The 18,596-nt window shown below is 45.7% G+C and carries 13 protein-coding genes; 6 read left to right on the top strand and 7 right to left on the bottom strand.

Annotated elements, in window-relative coordinates; genetic code table 11:
- Positions 1–220: 220 nt before the first annotated feature.
- The 3 genes from gcvP to R7Q47_RS06165 all read right to left on the bottom strand — a co-directional run bounded on the left by gcvP (position 221) and on the right by R7Q47_RS06165 (position 4,941).
- Complete coding sequence (gcvP, locus tag R7Q47_RS06175) at positions 221–3,085, bottom strand: aminomethyl-transferring glycine dehydrogenase (protein WP_154204337.1); 2,865 nt, start codon at positions 3,083–3,085, stop codon at positions 221–223.
- A gap of 126 nt (positions 3,086–3,211) precedes the next feature.
- Entirely contained in the window at positions 3,212–3,592 is a 381-nt protein-coding gene (gcvH, locus tag R7Q47_RS06170; RefSeq protein ID WP_005376432.1) for a glycine cleavage system protein GcvH, read from the bottom strand.
- A gap of 53 nt (positions 3,593–3,645) precedes the next feature.
- A complete protein-coding gene (locus R7Q47_RS06165; RefSeq protein ID WP_005376430.1) occupies positions 3,646–4,941 on the bottom strand; it encodes a serine hydroxymethyltransferase in 1,296 nt (431 codons plus the stop codon).
- Between the two features lie 379 nt (positions 4,942–5,320).
- On the opposite strand from R7Q47_RS06165, the gene R7Q47_RS06160 reads away from it, so the two are divergent.
- Together R7Q47_RS06160 and gcvT are read left to right on the top strand one after the other, a co-directional pair.
- Positions 5,321–5,944 carry a helix-turn-helix domain-containing protein gene (locus R7Q47_RS06160; protein WP_005376429.1) on the top strand — a complete coding sequence of 208 codons (624 nt, stop codon included), beginning with the start codon at positions 5,321–5,323 and terminating at the stop codon, positions 5,942–5,944.
- A gap of 260 nt (positions 5,945–6,204) precedes the next feature.
- On the top strand, positions 6,205–7,323 hold the full coding sequence (gcvT, locus tag R7Q47_RS06155) for a glycine cleavage system aminomethyltransferase GcvT (protein ID WP_154204339.1): 1,119 nt from the start codon (positions 6,205–6,207) through the stop codon (positions 7,321–7,323).
- A gap of 70 nt (positions 7,324–7,393) precedes the next feature.
- Here gcvT and vdeR read toward each other — a convergent pair whose 3' ends face one another.
- Complete coding sequence (vdeR, locus tag R7Q47_RS06150) at positions 7,394–8,122, bottom strand: efflux transporter transcriptional repressor VdeR (protein ID WP_017820966.1); 729 nt, start codon at positions 8,120–8,122, stop codon at positions 7,394–7,396.
- A 160-nt stretch (positions 8,123–8,282) separates the two neighbouring features.
- On the opposite strand from vdeR, the gene R7Q47_RS06145 reads away from it, so the two are divergent.
- From R7Q47_RS06145 to R7Q47_RS06130, 4 genes are all read left to right on the top strand, one after another.
- The gene (locus tag R7Q47_RS06145; protein WP_154204340.1) at positions 8,283–9,356 is read left to right on the top strand and encodes an efflux RND transporter periplasmic adaptor subunit; all 1,074 of its coding nucleotides are present in this window, start codon (positions 8,283–8,285) and stop codon (positions 9,354–9,356) included.
- Positions 9,356–10,417 carry an efflux RND transporter periplasmic adaptor subunit gene (locus R7Q47_RS06140; RefSeq protein ID WP_154204341.1) on the top strand — a complete coding sequence of 354 codons (1,062 nt, stop codon included), beginning with the start codon at positions 9,356–9,358 and terminating at the stop codon, positions 10,415–10,417. The genes R7Q47_RS06145 and R7Q47_RS06140 overlap by 1 nt, the downstream gene beginning before the upstream one ends.
- Positions 10,417–13,476 carry an efflux RND transporter permease subunit gene (locus R7Q47_RS06135; RefSeq protein ID WP_169628827.1) on the top strand — a complete coding sequence of 1,020 codons (3,060 nt, stop codon included), beginning with the start codon at positions 10,417–10,419 and terminating at the stop codon, positions 13,474–13,476. The genes R7Q47_RS06140 and R7Q47_RS06135 overlap by 1 nt, the downstream gene beginning before the upstream one ends.
- A 175-nt stretch (positions 13,477–13,651) precedes the next feature.
- Positions 13,652–14,362 (top strand): hypothetical protein, encoded by a 711-nt coding sequence (locus R7Q47_RS06130; RefSeq protein ID WP_005376411.1) that lies wholly within the window; start codon positions 13,652–13,654, stop codon positions 14,360–14,362.
- Between the two features lie 82 nt (positions 14,363–14,444).
- Here R7Q47_RS06130 and fruA read toward each other — a convergent pair whose 3' ends face one another.
- The 3 genes from fruA to fruB are packed head-to-tail and all read right to left on the bottom strand — an operon-like array spanning position 14,445 to position 18,317.
- Positions 14,445–16,184 carry a PTS fructose transporter subunit IIBC gene (gene fruA, locus R7Q47_RS06125; RefSeq protein ID WP_033906530.1) on the bottom strand — a complete coding sequence of 580 codons (1,740 nt, stop codon included), beginning with the start codon at positions 16,182–16,184 and terminating at the stop codon, positions 14,445–14,447.
- Between the two features lie 18 nt (positions 16,185–16,202).
- Positions 16,203–17,174, bottom strand: a complete 972-nt coding sequence (gene pfkB / locus R7Q47_RS06120) for a 1-phosphofructokinase (RefSeq protein WP_318088696.1) — start codon at positions 17,172–17,174, stop codon at positions 16,203–16,205.
- Positions 17,175–17,183: 9 nt separating this feature from the next.
- Entirely contained in the window at positions 17,184–18,317 is a 1,134-nt protein-coding gene (fruB, locus tag R7Q47_RS06115) for a fused PTS fructose transporter subunit IIA/HPr protein (protein WP_005386065.1), read from the bottom strand.
- Positions 18,318–18,596: the final 279 nt, after the last annotated feature.

The raw sequence follows: 18,596 nt of genomic DNA, 5'->3' as shown, positions 1-18,596 counted from the left end.
TAACATAGTGTTCATGAGGAGTTTCCAACAAGCTTTTAAGGCTCTGAGATATTAGTGCTAATTCAAAGGTTCTCAGAAGTCACTGTATTTCTAAATCACTTTTGTGCAAACAATAACTAGCCATCATTCCTTCTCGATGTATCAACAAATGTTAGGGCGGCACACCAAAAACAAAGGCGAACCAAACGGTTCGCCTTTGTCGATTTAGAGACTACAAAAATTAATCTTCGTAGTTATCGATGCTTGGGCATGAACAGATTAGGTTACGGTCGCCGTATACGTTATCTACGCGGTTTACCGTTGGCCAGTACTTCCAAGATTTGGTCGCTTTAGACGGGAAGCAGCCAATCTCGCGAGAGTAAGGGCGGTCCCAATCTTCAGCTGAAAGATCAACTTGAGTGTGTGGCGCGTTAACAAGTGGGTTGTTATCCAGTGGCCATTCACCGTTTTTCACTTTCTCCATTTCTTCGCGGATAGCGATCATCGCATCACAGAAGCGGTCCAGCTCTTCTAGATCTTCCGATTCCGTTGGCTCAACCATTAGCGTGCCCGCTACAGGGAACGACATAGTTGGTGCGTGGAAACCGTAGTCCATTAGACGCTTCGCGATGTCTTCTTCGCTGATACCTGTTTCTTCTTTCAGCGGACGAATGTCGATAATACATTCGTGCGCTACGCGGCCATTTTTGCCACGGTAAAGAACAGGGTAGTGTTGGCGAAGTGTTTCCATCACGTAGTTTGCGTTCAGAATTGCTACTTTTGTAGCATCTGTTAGGCCAGCTTCGCCCATCATTGCGATGTAAGCCCAAGAGATAGGCAGGATAGAAGCGCTACCCATATCTGCTGCTGATACTGCGAAATCTGCGCCTTCTACACCGTCTTCAATATGCCCTGGTAAGAAAGGAGCTAGGTGAGATTTCACACCGATAGGACCCATACCCGGACCGCCACCACCGTGCGGGATGCAGAAGGTTTTGTGTAGGTTTAGGTGAGAAACGTCTGAACCGATGAAGCCTGGTGATGTTAGACCAACCTGCGCGTTCATGTTAGCGCCGTCTAGGTAAACCTGACCACCGGCGGCATGAACCATTTCACACACTTCTTTCACTTTCTCTTCGTAAACGCCGTGCGTCGAAGGGTAAGTGATCATAATGCTTGATAGGTTGTCTTTGTGTTTCTCGATTTTCGCTGCTAGGTCGTCGATGTCGATGTTGCCTTCTTCATCACACTTAACCACAACCACTTTCATTGACACCATAGATGCTGTCGCAGGGTTAGTACCGTGCGCAGAGCTTGGGATCAAACATACGTTGCGGTGACCTTCGCCACGGCTTTCGTGGTAGCGTTGAATCGCGATAAGACCTGCGTACTCACCCGATGCACCAGAGTTTGGTTGTAGTGAGAATGCGTCATAGCCAGTGATTTCACATAGCTTTTCTTTAAGGTCTTTTGCGAGTGCTGCGTAACCAGCTGCTTGTTCTGCTGGTGCGAACGGGTGGATCGAACCAAACTCAGGCCAAGTTACTGGAATCATCTCTGCTGCTGCGTTCAGCTTCATCGTACAGCTGCCCAGTGGGATCATGCCGTGCGTGAGTGAGAAGTCTTTGTTCTCTAGCTGTTTTAGGTAACGCATCATCTGTGTTTCGCTGTGGTGCGTGTTAAACACAGGGTGTGTTAGATATTCTGTTGTGCGGCGCAATGCTTCTGGAATGGCTGCAAACTCGTTGCCTGCGATTTCAGTTGATAGTGCTGTGACTTCTTCTTTCACACCGAATACTGCGAATAGGGCTTCTACATCTGCCACGGTTGTGGTTTCGTCGAAGCTCACACCTAGCTGAGTACCCAACTTACGTAGGTTGATGTCTGCGGCTAGTGCTTTCGCGTATAGGTCTTCAGTTTGTGCACCTGTGTTGATAGTGATGGTGTCGAAGAAGCTGTTGTGAGCAAGCTCGAAGCCGCCTTTAGTTAGGCCAGCGGCTAGGATGGCTGTTATGTGGTGCGTACGACGAGCAATCGTGCGTAGACCTTCTGCGCCGTGGTAAACCGCGTAGAAAGACGCCATGTTCGCTAGCAGTGCTTGAGCAGTACAGATGTTTGATGTCGCTTTTTCACGACGGATGTGCTGTTCACGCGTTTGCATTGCCATACGCAGTGCTTGGTTACCATTAGTATCGATAGAAACACCGATAACACGACCAGGCATTGTACGCTTGTGCTTATCACGCGTTGCCATGAAAGCAGCGTGTGGACCGCCGTAACCCATCGGCACGCCAAAACGTTGTGCTGAACCGATTGCTACGTCTGCGCCCATTTCACCTGCAGGTTTAAGTAGGGTAGAAGCAAGAAGGTCCGTTGCTACAGTCACTAGTGTTTTGTTTGCTTGCGCTTTAGCGATGATGTCCGTTAGGTCACGAACTTCACCTGTTGTACTTGGGTACTGAACTAGTGCGCCGAACACGTCTTGCTCTGGTAGTGATTCTAAAGAACCAACCAAGACTTCAAAGCCGATGAATTTCGCACGAGTTTTTACCACTTCGATGGTTTGTGGGTGAACGTCGTCAGCAACGAAGAATACGTTGCTCTTGCTTTTACCCGCACGCTTACAAAGTGTCATCGCTTCTGCTGCTGCCGTTGCTTCATCGAGCAATGACGCGTTCGCGATTTCCATACCAGTAAGATCCATCACCATTTGTTGGTAGTTTAGAAGTGCTTCTAAACGACCTTGTGAGATCTCTGGTTGGTAAGGGGTGTAAGCAGTGTACCAGCCCGGGTTTTCCATCACGTTGCGTAGAATCACGTTCGGCGTGAAGGTGTTGTAGTAACCCTGACCAATGAATGTACGTTTAACTTGGTTCTGATCGGCGAACTTACGCATTGCTGCCAGCATGTCTGCTTCGCTTTTCGCTTCTGCCAAGCTCATTGGTTGCTCTAGGCGAATTTGTGCTGGTACGGTTTCGTCGATAAGCGAATCTAGGCTAACTGCGTTGATCGCTTCCAACATTTTCTGTTGGTCAGATTTGTTTGGTCCATTGTGGCGAGCAACGAACTCGTTTTGTGTGCTGAGGCTTTGAAGTAATTCAGTCATTGTCCTTTACCTACTCCTTGGTTCGGGTAGCGGATTTGCGTTACTGATAAATTAAATTATACGTCCGAACCTAGAAAAAAAGCTGTTCTCTAAACAGACTAGGGAACAGCTTTCGTCACATCCTAATTACTCTTCTTCGATAGAGTTTAGGTATTCGTCTGCGTCTTTCAGGTTATCTAGTTCAGATACATCAGACATCTTCACTTTTACGATCCAGCCACCTTCGTACGGCTCTTCGTTAATTAGCTCTGGGCTGTCTTCTAGTTCTTCATTGATTTCTACGATTTCACCAGTGATTGGTGCGTAGATGTCTGACGCTGCTTTTACAGATTCAACGAGAGAGAAGCTTTCACCTGCTTCAACTTCGTCTTCTACGTCTGGTAGGTCAACGAATACCACGTCACCTAGCATTTCTTGTGCATGCTCAGAAATACCAATTGTTACTGTGCCGTCACCGTTGTCACGTACCCACTCGTGGCTATCTGCAAACTTCAGTGTTTTGTCCATTGCTTAATCTCCGAATAACTTGTCAGGAATTATTATGATTTCAAAAAAATCGTTTACTGGTATAGAGGAAAGCGACTGCAAAGTTCTTTTACTTCTTTGCGAACGCGTTTTTCAACTTCTGCGTCACCTTCAGGGTTGTTCACTAAACCGTCCAGTACGTCACCAATCCAATTACCGATGAGTTTGAATTCTTCAGCGCCAAAGCCTCGGCTTGTACCCGCAGGCGTTCCTAAACGGATGCCCGATGTAATCATAGGCTTCTCTGTATCGAATGGGATGCCATTTTTGTTACATGTGATCCCAGCACGCTCTAGAGCTTCTTCTGCTTTATTGCCTTTCAACCCTTTCGGACGAAGGTCAACCAGCATTAGGTGCGTGTCTGTGCCACCAGTTACGATGTCGCAACCGCGAGTTTGCAATACTTCCGCTAGGACTTTTGCGTTATTGATCACCGAATCAATATAAGTTTTAAATTCAGGGCCAAGCGCTTCACCAAATGCGACCGCTTTGGCTGCGATAACGTGCATCAGTGGGCCACCTTGTAGGCCAGGGAATACGGCTGAGTTGATTTTCTTAATGATGTCTTCGTGGTTAGTAAGAATCATACCGCCGCGAGGGCCACGCAATGTTTTGTGTGTTGTAGTCGTAACAACGTGTGCGTGTGGCAGTGGGCTAGGGTGTGCGCCTGTTGCAATAAGACCAGCGATGTGCGCCATGTCGACCATAAGAATTGCATTTACTTCGTCTGCGATTTCACGGAATTTTGCAAAGTCGATAGTACGTGGAATAGCGCTACCACCTGCGATGATCATTTTAGGTTGGTGCTCAAGTGCTAGCTCACGAACATCTTCGTAGTTGATTTCCAGTGTTTCGCGATCAACACCGTATTGAACTGCATTAAACCATTTACCAGAAAGTGCAGGGCGTGCGCCGTGCGTCAGGTGACCACCTGCGTCTAAAGACATACCAAGAATGGTGTCACCAGGTTGAAGCAGTGCCAGCTTTACTGCGCCGTTTGCTTGTGCGCCTGAGTGTGGTTGAACGTTTGCGTATTCACAATTGAAAAGTTTTTTTGCGCGTTCGATAGCAATGGCTTCCACTGTATCTACGTGCTCACAACCACCATAGTAACGGCGACCTGGGTAACCTTCAGCGTATTTGTTTGTTAGGCATGTGCCTTGAGCTTGCATTACCGCTTTAGAAACAATGTTCTCAGAAGCGATAAGTTCGATTTGTTCGTTTTGGCGAGCGGATTCCGCTTGAATTCCAGCAAAGACAGCATCATCTGTCGCAGAGAGGTTGGTAGAGAAAAAGTTTTCCAAGCTGTGGTTAGGGTAACTCTTATTCATGGTAGTTGACCTTCCAAATCTGAAAATGAACCCGCAATAGATGAGTTATGATTTGCGGTTGTGGTTCATTTGTCCTCAAAAACAGCTGAACTGCGTAGCAGAACAGAGTGAACATCCGGCCCTAAATTTGGGCAAAAACTCCGTTGGATTGCGTGTTTCCTTTACCAATCTCTTACGGAAATATGCATCTCTACATCTAACAAGTTGGTAACATAGCGCCTGTGACGGGAACAATCAACCAAAAATTTCCTATAGGAAACAAGATTTCAAAATTTGTTAACAAGAGCACGCTTTAATTCACTTGGTGGACTTCTATCCACTATGTGCTTCATGCACAATGCGAGTAAGACAAAAAATATGGATATCTATAGAGGGATTTATGGCAGAAAGTATTTACGATGAATACCCATCGATGACGTTGGCAAAAGAGCAACATGACCAAAATATCGAGCCGTTAAAACTGGGCCAGCGTATTAAGGATATCCGCTCGAAACTCGGTATCACATTAGAAGAAGCGAGTCAGCGAACCGGGCTTGCTCGATCTACACTGAGCAAAATAGAAAATGAGCAGATCTCCCCGACGTTTCAAGCGATGCAAAAATTGGCACTAGGCTTACAAATTGACATGCCACAACTCTTTGAGCCACCTAGAAAAAAGGTAGCGACAGGGCGCAGGGATGTTACCAAGAAGAATGAAGGTAAACCACACCCAACACAAACCTATGAACATGAACTGCTCGCGACACAACTTTCCAATAAGAAAATGATGCCGTTTAAGAGCCAAATTCGAGCTCGTAGTTTTGATGAATATAAAGACTGGGTTCGTCATGACGGCGAAGAATTTTTACTTATCTTATCTGGTGAGGTCATGTTCTATTCTGAGTTTTACGAACCTGTTGTTTTAAGCGAGGGAGACAGCGTTTATTACGATGCAAATATGGGACATATGTTGACCAGTGTTAGCGAGGAAGATGCGCTCATTTTGTGGGTGACAGCCAAATAGTGATAAATACTTGTAAATTTCCTATAGTGAAAGCAAACGATTGCTGTTGGTGGTCGTTATGATGAAAAAGCGCTTTTTTGATGAGAACTTACTCATTAAAGCGCTTTTTTTGTACGATTTGTTGTGATTAAAATGTTAAGAGTCACACTTTTGCAAGTCGATCTACGTCTTGTTCGTGCAAAATAGAATGAGCCATGTTTATTATTGGAAACACATCGAATGCCGATAGCATTCTCGGGTCTATCTAAATGGAGACGAAAATGACTCAAGAACTACTGAAAACACCACTACACGCACTTCACGTTGAAGTTGGTGCCAAAATGGTCCCGTTCGCGGGTTACGATATGCCTGTTCAGTATCCTCTAGGCGTAAAGAAGGAACACTTACATACTCGTGATGCGGCAGGTCTGTTTGATGTTTCTCACATGGGACAGCTTCGCCTAATTGGTGACGGTGCAGCTGCGTTCCTAGAAACATTAGTTCCAGTGGATATTGTGGATCTTGAGTCTGGTAAACAGCGTTACGCTTTTTTCACTAATGAAGAGGGCGGCATCATGGACGACTTGATGGTGGCTAACCTAGGCGATCATCTGTTTGTGGTTGTGAACGCAGCATGTAAAGCGCAAGATATCGCACACCTACAAGCGCATTTACCATCTGGTGTTGAGCTAGAAATTATCGAAGACCGAGCTCTACTTGCAATCCAAGGCCCTAAAGCGGCGGCTGTATTGGCGCGTTTTGCACCAGAAGTTTCTGAAATGCTGTTCATGGATATTCGTAAAGTCGATATTTTAGGCGCCGAGTGTATTGTTTCTCGTAGTGGTTATACAGGCGAAGACGGTTACGAAATCTCGGTTCCTGCTGACAAAGCGGAAGAGCTAGCACGTAAACTGACTGCGGAAAATGAAGTTGAATGGATTGGCCTTGGTGCTCGTGATTCACTTCGTCTTGAGTGTGGCCTTTGTCTATACGGTCATGACCTAGACACAACAACAACACCCGTTGAAGCGAGCTTGCTATGGGGTATCCAAAAAGTTCGTCGTATTGGTGGTGAACGTGAAGGTGGTTTCCCTGGCGCAGACATTATTCTTAAACAGATTGAGACTAAAGATGTGGCGCGTAAGCGTGTGGGTCTAGTAGGTCAAACCAAAGCGCCAGTGCGTGAAGGTGTTGAACTGTTTGATGCTGACGGCGTTAAAATTGGCGTTGTAACCAGCGGTACGGCGGGCCCGAATGCAGGTAAGCCAGTCTCAATGGGGTATGTTCGTGCGGATTTGGCGGCGATTGGTACTGAAGTGTTCGCTGAAGTGCGTGGCAAAATGCTACCAATGACAGTTGAAAAAATGCCGTTCGTACCACAACGCTACTACCGTGGTTAAAACGAATTGAAACAAAAATGCCGAGCTTTGTAGCTCGGCATTTTTATGTCTTCTTTTCGCTTGTTTGCTTTTAGTTTACTGCTTCATCAATAGTACAGCACATATCAATAACGATATCTTCAAGCTTTTCCGGATGAATCATCTCTTCTTTTGCGATCCCAAATTGAGAGGCCATAATGGTATTAAACAATTCCCAATGCTTGATCAGCAGTTTTTCGCGATTATCTGCAATATCCGGCCATGTTTCTTGCATCATTGGCGCGAGACTGACAGCACCATGTGCGAAGATCAACATTTGCCACTTTGATTCCCACTGATCAAATTGTGCATTAGGGTTTTCGCTGTTGTACTGCTCGAAAATTCCGGTAAATATTGCAGCGAACTCATCTTTTGACTTTAAGAAATACTGCAGTAGAGCACCGTCATCGCCTTGTCGAATGGCATCGGCGATCATCTGTACTGGATGAGGATTGACGAGAGCAAATGCTAGCATGCGAACCATAAACAGATAAATTTTTCTATTCGAAGGTGTGTTCTCCGGCATTTCATTGATGAGTTCAGCCATATAGCACTGCATGAACTCGTCCATTGCATCGCTAACCGCTTGCCAGATTTTCTCTTTGCTGCCGAAGTGGTGACGGATCAAACTATGTGAAACACCAGCCTTTTCACTGATATTGCGCAGCGAGACACGCTCGTAACCAAGTTCACAAAACATATCTGCTGCCACTTTAAGGATCAGACACTTAGTTTGTTCTGCTGCTTCAGCACTTCTACGCCCCTGCTTTCTTTCATTCATAGTTCGAATTTTCCCGAATATTAATCACGCGCTTACTTTTACCAGAAACCGAACGCTTTGACTAATTAATTTGCTATCCACCTGGAAAATATGTTGATCAATTTCAAATTCTGCTTATACTGCACGGCTGTGTAATATATAAAACCTACGGAGAAAGCGGGTGCGAAAACAATATTTAAAGCGCACTTTAGTTGGCGCAGTGGTGACATTAAGTCTTTCTGGAATGCTAACTGGGTGTAATAAAGCCATTTCTGAGCCGTCTGAACCTTTAATCAAACCTGTAAAATTACTGGCGGTGAAAGACCTAGAACTTGAAGACTCGCACGCCTTTTTAGCGCGTATTGATGCAACACATCGCGCGCAGCTTTCTTTTCAGGTTGGTGGAGAGGTAGATGAATTACGTGTACGCATGGGTCAAAAGGTCCAAAAAGGTGAAGTGCTCGCAACGTTAGACCCTAAAGATCTTCAGCTTGCGTTAGATGCCGCTCAAGCGCAGTACGCGTTAGCGAAAACACAATGGGACCGCGCGAAAAACCTTTACGGAAAAAAACTCATTAGTACTGATGAGTACGATCAGAAAGAAACTCAATATAAAGCGGCATTGGCGAACTACGAACAAGCTAAAACCGATTTGAGCTATACCAAAATTCATGCACCGTTTGATGGCATAGTGTCATATACCTATGTCAACCCGTTTCAAGTAGTAGCAGAGAAGCAGGAGATCTTGAATCTCATTGATAACACGACGTTGGATGTGTCGTTCACCTTGCCTGTAAGTTATGCGGAATCCGTATCACTTGAGTCACTGCAAAACTCCGATATGTGGGTGACGATGGATAGCGAGCCAGGAAAACGTATTCCTGGGCAATTTAAAGAAATTTCGACGCAGCCAAACATCGATACCAATAGTTATGAGGCGATCGTGACCATCACTCGACCAGAAGATCGCAATTTGCTGACAGGTATGACAGGGCAGGTACACATTGCTAAACAACATGTATCGGACGCGATGACGTTACCTCAGTCTGCTTGGGTTAACAAAAATGGGACGCAAGGTGAAGTTTGGGTAATGGACAGAAACACGCAGCAGGTCAATAAAGTCACAGTTTCACTTGATGCAGCAGGTGGTGTGAAAGCCGGGCTTGATAACAATGATTACGTTGTTATTGCTGGTGTTGAGAGACTGGTTGAAGGACAAGTGGTGAAAGCTTGGGTTCGTGAGGGAGGCATTTAATGAAACATTCTCTACTTACGATCTCTGCGATTGCACTTGCAGTTTTAACAGGGTGCAAAAATGAAAACCAAGCTATCGTCGAGCAGCCACTTTTTGTGTCGACTATCTCGGTGGATGCACCAGTACAAAGTCAACATCGCGCGTTCAAAGGCATAGTAGTGCCTGCAGAGCAAACGCCAATGGCATTTCGCCGCGCTGGGGAAGTTCAGCACGTATTGGTTAAAGCGGGTGACGTTGTTAAGCAGGGGCAAATGATCGCAAAGCTAGATGATAGCAAAGAGAAGCAAGCCGTGAATGACGCAGAAGCACAATACACACTTGCAATTCGTCAGCTTAAACGCGGTGAAGACTTGCATGCACGTCAAATGATTTCAAAAGCGGAACTTGATGAGCTAACCGCCAATAAAGAGCTAGCTGAGGCTACTTTCTATAACGCGACCAATCAATTGAATTACACCCGTTTATTCGCCCCTTTCGCCGGTAAAGTATCTGATGTTTTCAAAGAACGTTTTGAGCGTGTGGCAATTGGTGAACCCGTGTTAAACCTATACCAAAACGATTTGGTTTACGTGCGCATTGAGCTTTCCGACAATGTTTTAGCGATGGTAGACCCAAACTCAGACAGCATGAGCTACAAGCCTAGAGCAACCTTCTCCGGCATCGATGGCAGATTTGCTTTGGACTATTTAGAGCACACAAGTGAACCCAACGCTGAAACTCAAACCTACGAAATGTACTTGACGATGCCACAGCCAAAAACAGAGATATTGCCGGGAACCAGCGTAAGCGTTTTGGTCGATATGGTGAAGGCGGGCATTACCTCTATTGATGGTTACAGTGTTCCTGTCACGGCGCTTCAAGCAGGCAGTGAAGGGAATGAGTTCTTTGTGTGGAAAAAAGAAGGTGACATTGTCACACGGGTGCCTGTCATGATTTCTCAAGTGAATGGCAATGGAGCCATTGTGTCGTCAGGTGTTAGCCAGGGCGATATTCTGATTAATTCAAATCTGCGTAAATTACGCGAAGGTAAACATGTGGATGTTGTGGAGAATAACCAATAATGAACATTGCTGAGTATTCAATAAAAAACAAAGTCATCAGCTGGTTGTTCATTATTATCCTTGCTGTTGGTGGTTTAACGTCATTTTTGGAGCTTGGACGATTAGAAGACCCGGCATTTACGATCAAAGATGCCATGATCATCTCAACATACCCTGGCGCGACGTCAAAAGAAGTTGAAGAAGAGCTGACGTATCCTCTAGAAAAAGAGATTCGAAAACTCCCTTATATCGACAAAATTACCTCTACGTCTTCTAATGGTATGTCTCAAATAACGGTGAGCATGGAAATGGACTATGGTCCTGATGAACTGCCGCAAATTTGGGATGAAATGCGCCGTAAAATTAATGATTTACGACCATCATTGCCTCAAGGTGTTCAGTCTTTACAGATCATTGATGATTTCGGTGACGTTTATGGCGTGATGTTAATGCTCACTGGTGACGATTACGACTATGTAGAGCTGAAACGTTATGCGGATTACCTGACCCGTGAAATCGAGCTTGTTGATGGTGTTGGTAAGGTAGACATCACGGGCGATCAGCAAGAAATGCTATTCGTTGAGATCTCACTTGATCGCCTTGCTGCACTGAACTTAGACATGAATGTGGTTTCGAGCTTGTTGAACCAGCAAAACAATGTGGTTTCAGCAGGTGAAGTGATGGTCAATGGCGAAAGCCTTGTTATTCGCCCAAGCGGCACCTTAAACACTGTAGAAGCACTAGAAAATCTGATCATTCATGGCCGTGACACAGGAAATCTAATTCGTCTAAAAGACGTAGCAACGATTTCTCGCGGTATTCAAGAGAAGCCAAGCAACGTCGTACTCTTTAACGGTCAAAAAGCGATTAATATCGGTATCTCGTTTGCATCGGGTGTGAACGTGGTTGAGGTTGGTGAACGTTTGGATGCGGAGCTCGCGAGCCTTGAGTCTATCAAGCCTGCTGGCATCGATATGAACTACTTTTACAACCAAGCCAATGAGGTGGATGAATCTGTTAAAGCGTTTGTAATTAGTCTAGCGGAGGCAGTGGCGATCGTAATCATTGTGTTGCTGTTTACTATGGGTTTACGCAGTGGTGTCATCATTGGAGTTGTGTTGTTATTGACGGTATTTGGTACCTTCATTTTGATGAATTACAACAACATCGAACTGCATCGTATTTCTCTTGGCGCGTTAATTATTGCCTTGGGTATGCTGGTTGATAACGCGATTGTTGTCGTGGAAGGCATATTGGTTGGCCTAAAGAAAGGGCGTACCAAAGTTCAAGCGGCTGTCGATATTGTAAAGCAAACACAATGGCCTTTGCTGGGCGCAACTGTTATTGCAATTACGGCTTTTGCACCTATCGGCTTGTCGCAAGATGCGACAGGCGAGTTCATGGGCTCTCTATTCTGGGTGCTGTGTTTCTCATTATTTTTAAGCTGGATTACCGCTATTACACTGACGCCTTTCCTTGCCGATCTTTTGTTGAAAGAGGAAAACAAAGAGCAGGGTACTAGCGAAGATGATCCTTATAAAGGCTGGTTGTTTGTCGTATTTGGGGCATCGCTGAAATTTGCATTGCGATTCCGCTGGCTTACCGTTGCTGGCATGGTGGCGCTATTAGTGGGTGCTGTCGTGGCATTTGGTAATGTAAAACAGCAGTTCTTCCCACCATCGAATACGCCGATGTTCTACGTGGATATGTGGATGCCAGAGGGTACTGACATCCGTGAAACGATCAAAAAAGCTGAAGAGGTCGAAAGCTACATTCGTCAGCAAGATGATATTGACTTTGTTTCTGCTTCGATTGGGCAGGGCCTACAGCGTTTTGCTTTAACCTATCAACCAGAAAAAAGTTACGAAGCGTACGCTCAGTTCCAAGTTCGCGCGACTGATCGTGAGAAAATGTTTGGTTTACTGCATAAGTTAGATGATAATCTGGCGAAAACATTTGATGCGCCTACGTTCCAGTTTAAATTGATGGAATTTGGTCCATCACCAGCGTCTAAGATCGAAGCGCGTATTACTGGCCCTGATCCACAAGTTTTACGTGACTTGGCGGTGCAAGTTGAAGACATCCTTCATACCGATCCTGGTGCCCGAAACATTCGTCACGATTGGCGAGAGCGCACCAAGGAACTTGTACCCGTTTTCAATGAGTCTAAAGCTCGTCGCTTAGGTATTTCGAAAGAAGATCTTTCAAGCACACTGCAAATGGCGTTTGGTGGTAGCACCTTAGGTTACTTGCGTGATGGTACACATACGTTGCCAATTATGACACGCCTTCCTGAAGAAGAACGCGTAGATTTTGAATCACTACAAAACGTGACCATTTGGAGTCCTTCGTTGCAAACGTATATTCCGGTTGATCAAGTGATTGATGGCGTTCAACTGGATTGGAGTGAGCCGCTAATTCAGCGTCGTGACCGTAAGCGTACGTTAACCGTTCTCGCGGACCATGATGTGTTGAGTGACGACACGGCAGCAAGCTTATTTGCTCGTGTACAGCCTAAAGTGATGGCATTGCATGTTCCAGAAGGGTACGAAATCACATGGGGTGGTGAGTACGAATCATCCAAAGATGCACAAGAAGGCCTATTCGGTTCATTGCCGATGGGTTACTTGTTGATGTTCATCATTACTATTTTACTGTTTAACTCAATCAAAAAGCCGTTGGTCATTTGGTTCACCGTTCCGTTAGCGATCATTGGCGTTGCTTTTGGTTTGCTTACCACGAACATGCCGTTCAGTTTTACAGCATTCCTTGGTTTGTTAAGCCTAAGTGGCATGATTTTGAAAAACGGTATTGTGTTGCTTGACCAAATTAACCTTGAGTTGGAGTCTGGTAAAGATCCTTACCTCGCGATTGTTGATAGTGCGATAAGCCGCGTTCGTCCGGTAAGTATGGCGGCACTAACAACTATCTTGGGGATGATTCCACTGGTCTTCGACGCCTTCTTTGGCTCGATGGCAATAACGATTATGGCAGGTCTTGGTTTTGCTACTGTACTGACACTGATAGTGGTGCCAGTGATGTTTGCAATTCTGTTTAGGGTAAAACCGACCACTGCATAGGGACTCCTGGCTATTTGCCAGCTTCCTGCCTAGCCCTGAAGGTTTTCTTCGGGGCTTTTTTGATCTTACTAATATATACCAAACCATTCATTTGCTTGATTTTAATGATTTTCTTACGATTACAATGCAAATCATGCGTATACTGATGTAACGACACATCAAAGATTGAGATTACATGAATAAGCGCATATTAAACGGACTCTTCTTCGTTGGTTCTTTCACCTTGGTTGGCTGCACCGCGACGGATAGCATGCCGACAGAAACCAAACAACCTGCCCCTAAAGTCAACAGTGTTAGTGCTGAAGTAATTTCCAGTTGGATTGATAGTAAGGTTTTAGCCCCTGAAGGGCTGTCGCTCGAGCAAGACAATCTACGTTATCTATCGGGTAGCGCCGACCTAAACAGCGACGGAAAGGCAGAACACATAGTGTTGCTTCAAGATCGCTATTTCTGTGGTAGTGGTGGCTGCTCTGCATATATGTTTGATAATGAGGGAAACGTTATTAATCGAATGTCGGTAACTCGCACGCCTATTGTACTAGCCGACAGTTACAGTAATGGTTGGCAGGACTTTATCGTTTGGAGTAATGGCTCATATCGACTCATGAGTTACAACGGTGAGTCTTATCCAAGTAACCCGTCACTAGAGCCAAAGGTGGATCGAGACGCTAACCAGCAGGCGGCAATCGCAAATGTAATGGCGACAGAGCTTTATCAGCAAGACGGCTATGACATTCTGCCCGCAGAGTCAAAAACCTTGTGGACGCCAGCTAACGTTTACCACTTTACCTTCAAGCACTACGGTGACCCGCATAGCGCTTATCAAGCAACGGTGGATATGAGCAGTGGGGAAGTAGACATTGTAGCCGTTCCGGCTGCGGAATAAAAAACACCTCCCTTAACCGGAATTAAAGGGAGGTGCTAAATGCCAAATTCGAGGGTGGCATTGTTAACCGGAGTCGCTCTAATTAAGCTGCGACTTCTTGTTTCGCTTCTGCTTTGCTTTTTAAGAATGCGTAAGTAAAGCCAGTTACCGCTGTACCTGCTGCAATAGCCACTAAATACATTAATACTGGTGAAATTGCGTTAGGAATTAGCAGCACGAATAGACCGCCGTGTGGTGCCATTAATTTCGCACCGAATAGCATCGATAGGGCACCAGTAAGTGCGCCACCTGCCATACAAGATGGAATCACGCGCATTGGATCTTTCGCAGCAAATGGAATTGCGCCTTCAGAGATGAAACAAAGGCCCAAGACAAATGATGCTTTACCTGCCTCACGTTCATTTTGTTCAAATTTGTTCTTCGCAATGAAGGTCGCTAAACCCATACCTAGCGCAGGAACCATACCTGCGGCCATGATTGCCGCCATTGGCGCGTAAGTTTGTGAAGCCAGAAGGCCAACACCAAATGCGTAAGCGGCTTTGTTTACCGGGCCTCCTAGGTCGAAACACATCATTGCGCCAAGGATAATACCCAGTAGTACTGCACTGTCAGAACCCATGTTGTTTAGGAAGTCAGTCAGGCCGTTCATGATGCCTGAAACTGGGCCGCCTACGATGTAGATCATCACAAGACCAGTGAACAATGTTGCCACAAATGGAATGATCAGAATCGGTTTAAGCGCCTCCATCGATTGTGGCAGTTTCACCTTATCTGCGAGGAGTTTCGCTGCGTAACCAGCAATGAAACCAGCCGCGATACCGCCAAGGAAACCTGCGCCAGTAGAACTTGCTAGCATACCACCAACAAGACCAGGAGCGAGACCAGGACGGTCAGCGATTGAAAACGCAATATAGCCAGCAAGTACAGGAATCATCAATGCGAATGCAGAGCCACCACCAATGTTCATCAAGGCTGCTGCTAGTGTGCCTTCTTCTTTAAATGCTTCAATACCAAACACGAACGATAGGGCGATGATCAAACCACCAGCGACAACCACAGGCAGCATGTGCGATACCCCTGTCATCAAGTGTTTGTAAGCGCCTTTCTTCTCGTCTGCTGCCGAAGCAGAATTTGCAGAACCTGAATGTTGGTAAATCGTGGCTTGCTCGAATGCTTTGTCCATCTCTTCGGCTGTTTTTTTCAGAGCTGGGCCTGTTTTCGTGCGGTACATCTTTTTGCCGTTAAAGCGATCAAGTGGCACTTCAATATCCGCAGCAATGATCACCAGATCGGCATCTGCAATTTCTTGCTCAGTCAGTTGGTTTTTAGCGCCAACTGAACCACGAGTTTCCACCTTGATTTGATGGCCACGACGCTTGCCTTCTTCTTCTAAAGCTTCTGCCGCCATAAAGGTATGCGCAACGCCAGTAGGGCATGCCGTGATTGCAACAATCTTCTTTGATGCTGATGTTGTATCTGTAGTGATAGGGGCTGCAAGTGTGGTTGCTTTTTCAAGTAAAGTGGCGTTTTCAACCGCTTGCTGGAGAAACGCAGTTGCGTCTTTTGCTACTTCGCTAATTTCCGCTTGGTAAACCTTTTTTCCTACAAAACGAGAAGTGTCGACGCTAGTATTTGCCGCAATGACAATGACTTCTGCTTGTTCAACGTCAGCTTCCGTCAATAGTGTTGGTTCAACCACACTTGATTGACATTCTATTTTGGCATTCCAGTTTAATTTTGCGGCGGCTTGTTCTAGTAATCCTGCCGCAAGGATGCTATTTGCTACACCGCTCGGACAGGCAGTAATAATGGCAATATTCATACGATAACCTTCTGTTCCTTAGTTTTGTTCTAAGTTTGTAATAGGGTAAAGCGCGCTAACTTCAGTTTGTCGCTTGATATTTTCCAGTTCTTCCTGACTGGTTAGCCCTACGCCAACTTGACTAACTGCCAAAGCAGAAAGTGCCGTAGCGAAGCGCAATAAATCGTTTTTAGGCATCAGTTGCATGTGGCCCCAACACAAGCCAGCGACCAGCGTATCGCCTGCGCCAACGGTGCTCACTACATTCATTCGAGGCGGTTTTGCACTAAGCCATTCGCCTTGGTTGAGCCACATAACACCGTCAGGTCCCATAGAAACCACGATGTTTTCTATGCCTTTGTCGCTCAGTGTTTGCGCTGCAGCTTGGCATTGTTCAGGTGTTGCTAGATGTTCGCCAACAAAATCACCAAGTTCTTCATCGTTAGGCTTAATCAACCATGGGTGAGCCTCAATACCTGACTTCAATGCGGCTTTGCTACTGTCGAACAACACCTTTTTGCCTTGTTGATGCAGTGCTTCTATCCATGCAGCGCATTGTTCGGCGGTTACGCCTCCAGGTAAGCTACCTGCAAGTACAAAGTAATCATGCGTCTCCGCTAGACGAAATAGTGTCTCCTCAAAGCGAGTAATTTCGTCGGCCGCTACTTGAACGCCAGGGAAGTTGATATCACTGACGTTGCCATTGGCATCAACCAGCTTAACGTTGATACGAGTGGCACCCTTTACTTCCACAAATTCATTCTTAACGTTGATGTCATTGAAAAGCTGATGAAATAGCTCAGGGTTATCTTTACCGAGAAAGCCGGTAACCGTGACGTCTGCGCCTAAATCGCTCAATACTTTCGCTACGTTTACGCCTTTACCAGCCGCGTGGAGATTGCTTTGCTGTACTAAGCTCACGGAACCAACGTTTAGTTCATTTACTGAACCTGTTAAATCCAATGCCGGGTTGAGCGTAATAGTGACAACCTTATTTGTTTTGTTTGTCATATCGGGTCCTTAACCTTCACCAAGGCCAGAAGCGATTGCATTTCCGATAGACTCCAAGGCTTGCGGGGCATCAGGGCCTTCTGCTGTAAATTGAAGTTGGTGACCGTGCTTAACGCCCAGCGCGATGACTTTCATTAGGCTCTTCGCGTTTACTGCTTTTCCATCTCCGTCTAGGTTGGAAACACGTATAGTGGATTCAAACTTTTTCGCTTCTGCGACTAACATTGCCCCCGGACGAGCATGTAGGCCGTGAGAGTTTTTGATTTTAAATACAGCGGTATTGCCTTCTTCTGAAGATGCAGCTGTGACTTCTTCACCTTTGAACAAAGCAAGAATCTGTTCTACTGATGCATCTAAAAGCTTGCCGTGTTCATTGTTAAACACAATATTAGAAAGCGTTTTTAGGATAGGTTGGTGAGCATTGTTACATGCCGCGAACGCGACAAGTGCACGCACTTTTTGACCTTCATATTCGCAGTCGTTTGCCGTCGAGACAAATGACACACCTGTGCGAGTGACATGTTTGTCACTGCCAATTAACCACAGGCCGTTACCTAAGTGAGTTGGTTGTTTGGTAACGAGATCTGCAACGAATTCGTTATCAGCACATCCCGTATTTTTCAACAGACCACCAGCAACAGCACTCATCTGTAGCATGTCGCTCGCAGGGAACATCAGTTGAATTAAAGAAGCGTCAAAGTCTGCTTCAAGCTGAACATCACCGTGCAGTAGGGCGATGATTTCGTCTTCATTTTTTGCATTACGCAGACGCTCTTCTACGCCATCTGCGCCTAGCACTTTGGTGAGCTGTTTAAGAATGCCAAGGTGCTCATCAGATTTAGCTGCGATACCGATAGCGACGAACACAGTATTGCCATCACCCCAGTCGACACCTTGTGGGAAGTGGTGCACAGCAACACCCGTTGTTTTCACCATTGCACGAGTGTCGGTTGTACCGTGCGGTATGGCAATACCGTTCCCCAAAAACGTAGAGTTTTGGTTTTCACGGTTTAGCATGCCTTCAACGTAACCTTGCTCAACTAGGCCTTTATCAGTCAGGCTATGAGCAATACTCTTTATTGCTTCAAACTTATCTGTCGCTGATTGCGAGAGGGTAATGTCGTTCTTATTTAGCTTAAGCATGGTGCTTCTCCAGCCTTAAGGTATCAATTTAAAAATGTATTCTGTGTGAGAAGTTGAACGCCGCTTCTTCTGAGCGCTTATCACTCCTCAAACCTTTTATATTTCAAGCTAAATCGATTCAGCTTGTTGGTAAATTTTTTAAAAGACTCAGAAAAACTGTTTTAAAAACTGACGTTAACAAACGAGCCTTTGCCGCTGTCCTATAGCCTAGCTCACAAATTGGTTTGTTGCGTGTTCGGGTGATTTACGTCAATTTTTAAGTTTTGCTGAATCCTTTCA

Source organism: Vibrio sp. Vb0349, assembly GCF_033338975.1.
The sequence above is the reverse complement of the archived record's forward strand: the minus strand, read 5'-3'. Positions and strand labels throughout refer to the sequence as shown.

Coding starts and splice junctions, on each gene's coding strand:
- R7Q47_RS06130 (WP_005376411.1), top strand. CDS start 13,652: ATGAATAAGCGCATATTAAACGGACTCTTCTTCGTTGGTTCTTTCACC.
- R7Q47_RS06140 (WP_154204341.1), top strand. CDS start 9,356: ATGAAACATTCTCTACTTACGATCTCTGCGATTGCACTTGCAGTTTTA.
- gcvT (WP_154204339.1), top strand. CDS start 6,205: ATGACTCAAGAACTACTGAAAACACCACTACACGCACTTCACGTTGAA.
- pfkB (WP_318088696.1), bottom strand. CDS start 17,174: ATGACAAACAAAACAAATAAGGTTGTCACTATTACGCTCAACCCGGCA.
- gcvH (WP_005376432.1), bottom strand. CDS start 3,592: ATGGACAAAACACTGAAGTTTGCAGATAGCCACGAGTGGGTACGTGAC.
- R7Q47_RS06160 (WP_005376429.1), top strand. CDS start 5,321: ATGGCAGAAAGTATTTACGATGAATACCCATCGATGACGTTGGCAAAA.
- vdeR (WP_017820966.1), bottom strand. CDS start 8,122: ATGAATGAAAGAAAGCAGGGGCGTAGAAGTGCTGAAGCAGCAGAACAA.
- fruA (WP_033906530.1), bottom strand. CDS start 16,184: ATGAATATTGCCATTATTACTGCCTGTCCGAGCGGTGTAGCAAATAGC.
- fruB (WP_005386065.1), bottom strand. CDS start 18,317: ATGCTTAAGCTAAATAAGAACGACATTACCCTCTCGCAATCAGCGACA.
- R7Q47_RS06135 (WP_169628827.1), top strand. CDS start 10,417: ATGAACATTGCTGAGTATTCAATAAAAAACAAAGTCATCAGCTGGTTG.
- R7Q47_RS06165 (WP_005376430.1), bottom strand. CDS start 4,941: ATGAATAAGAGTTACCCTAACCACAGCTTGGAAAACTTTTTCTCTACC.
- gcvP (WP_154204337.1), bottom strand. CDS start 3,085: ATGACTGAATTACTTCAAAGCCTCAGCACACAAAACGAGTTCGTTGCT.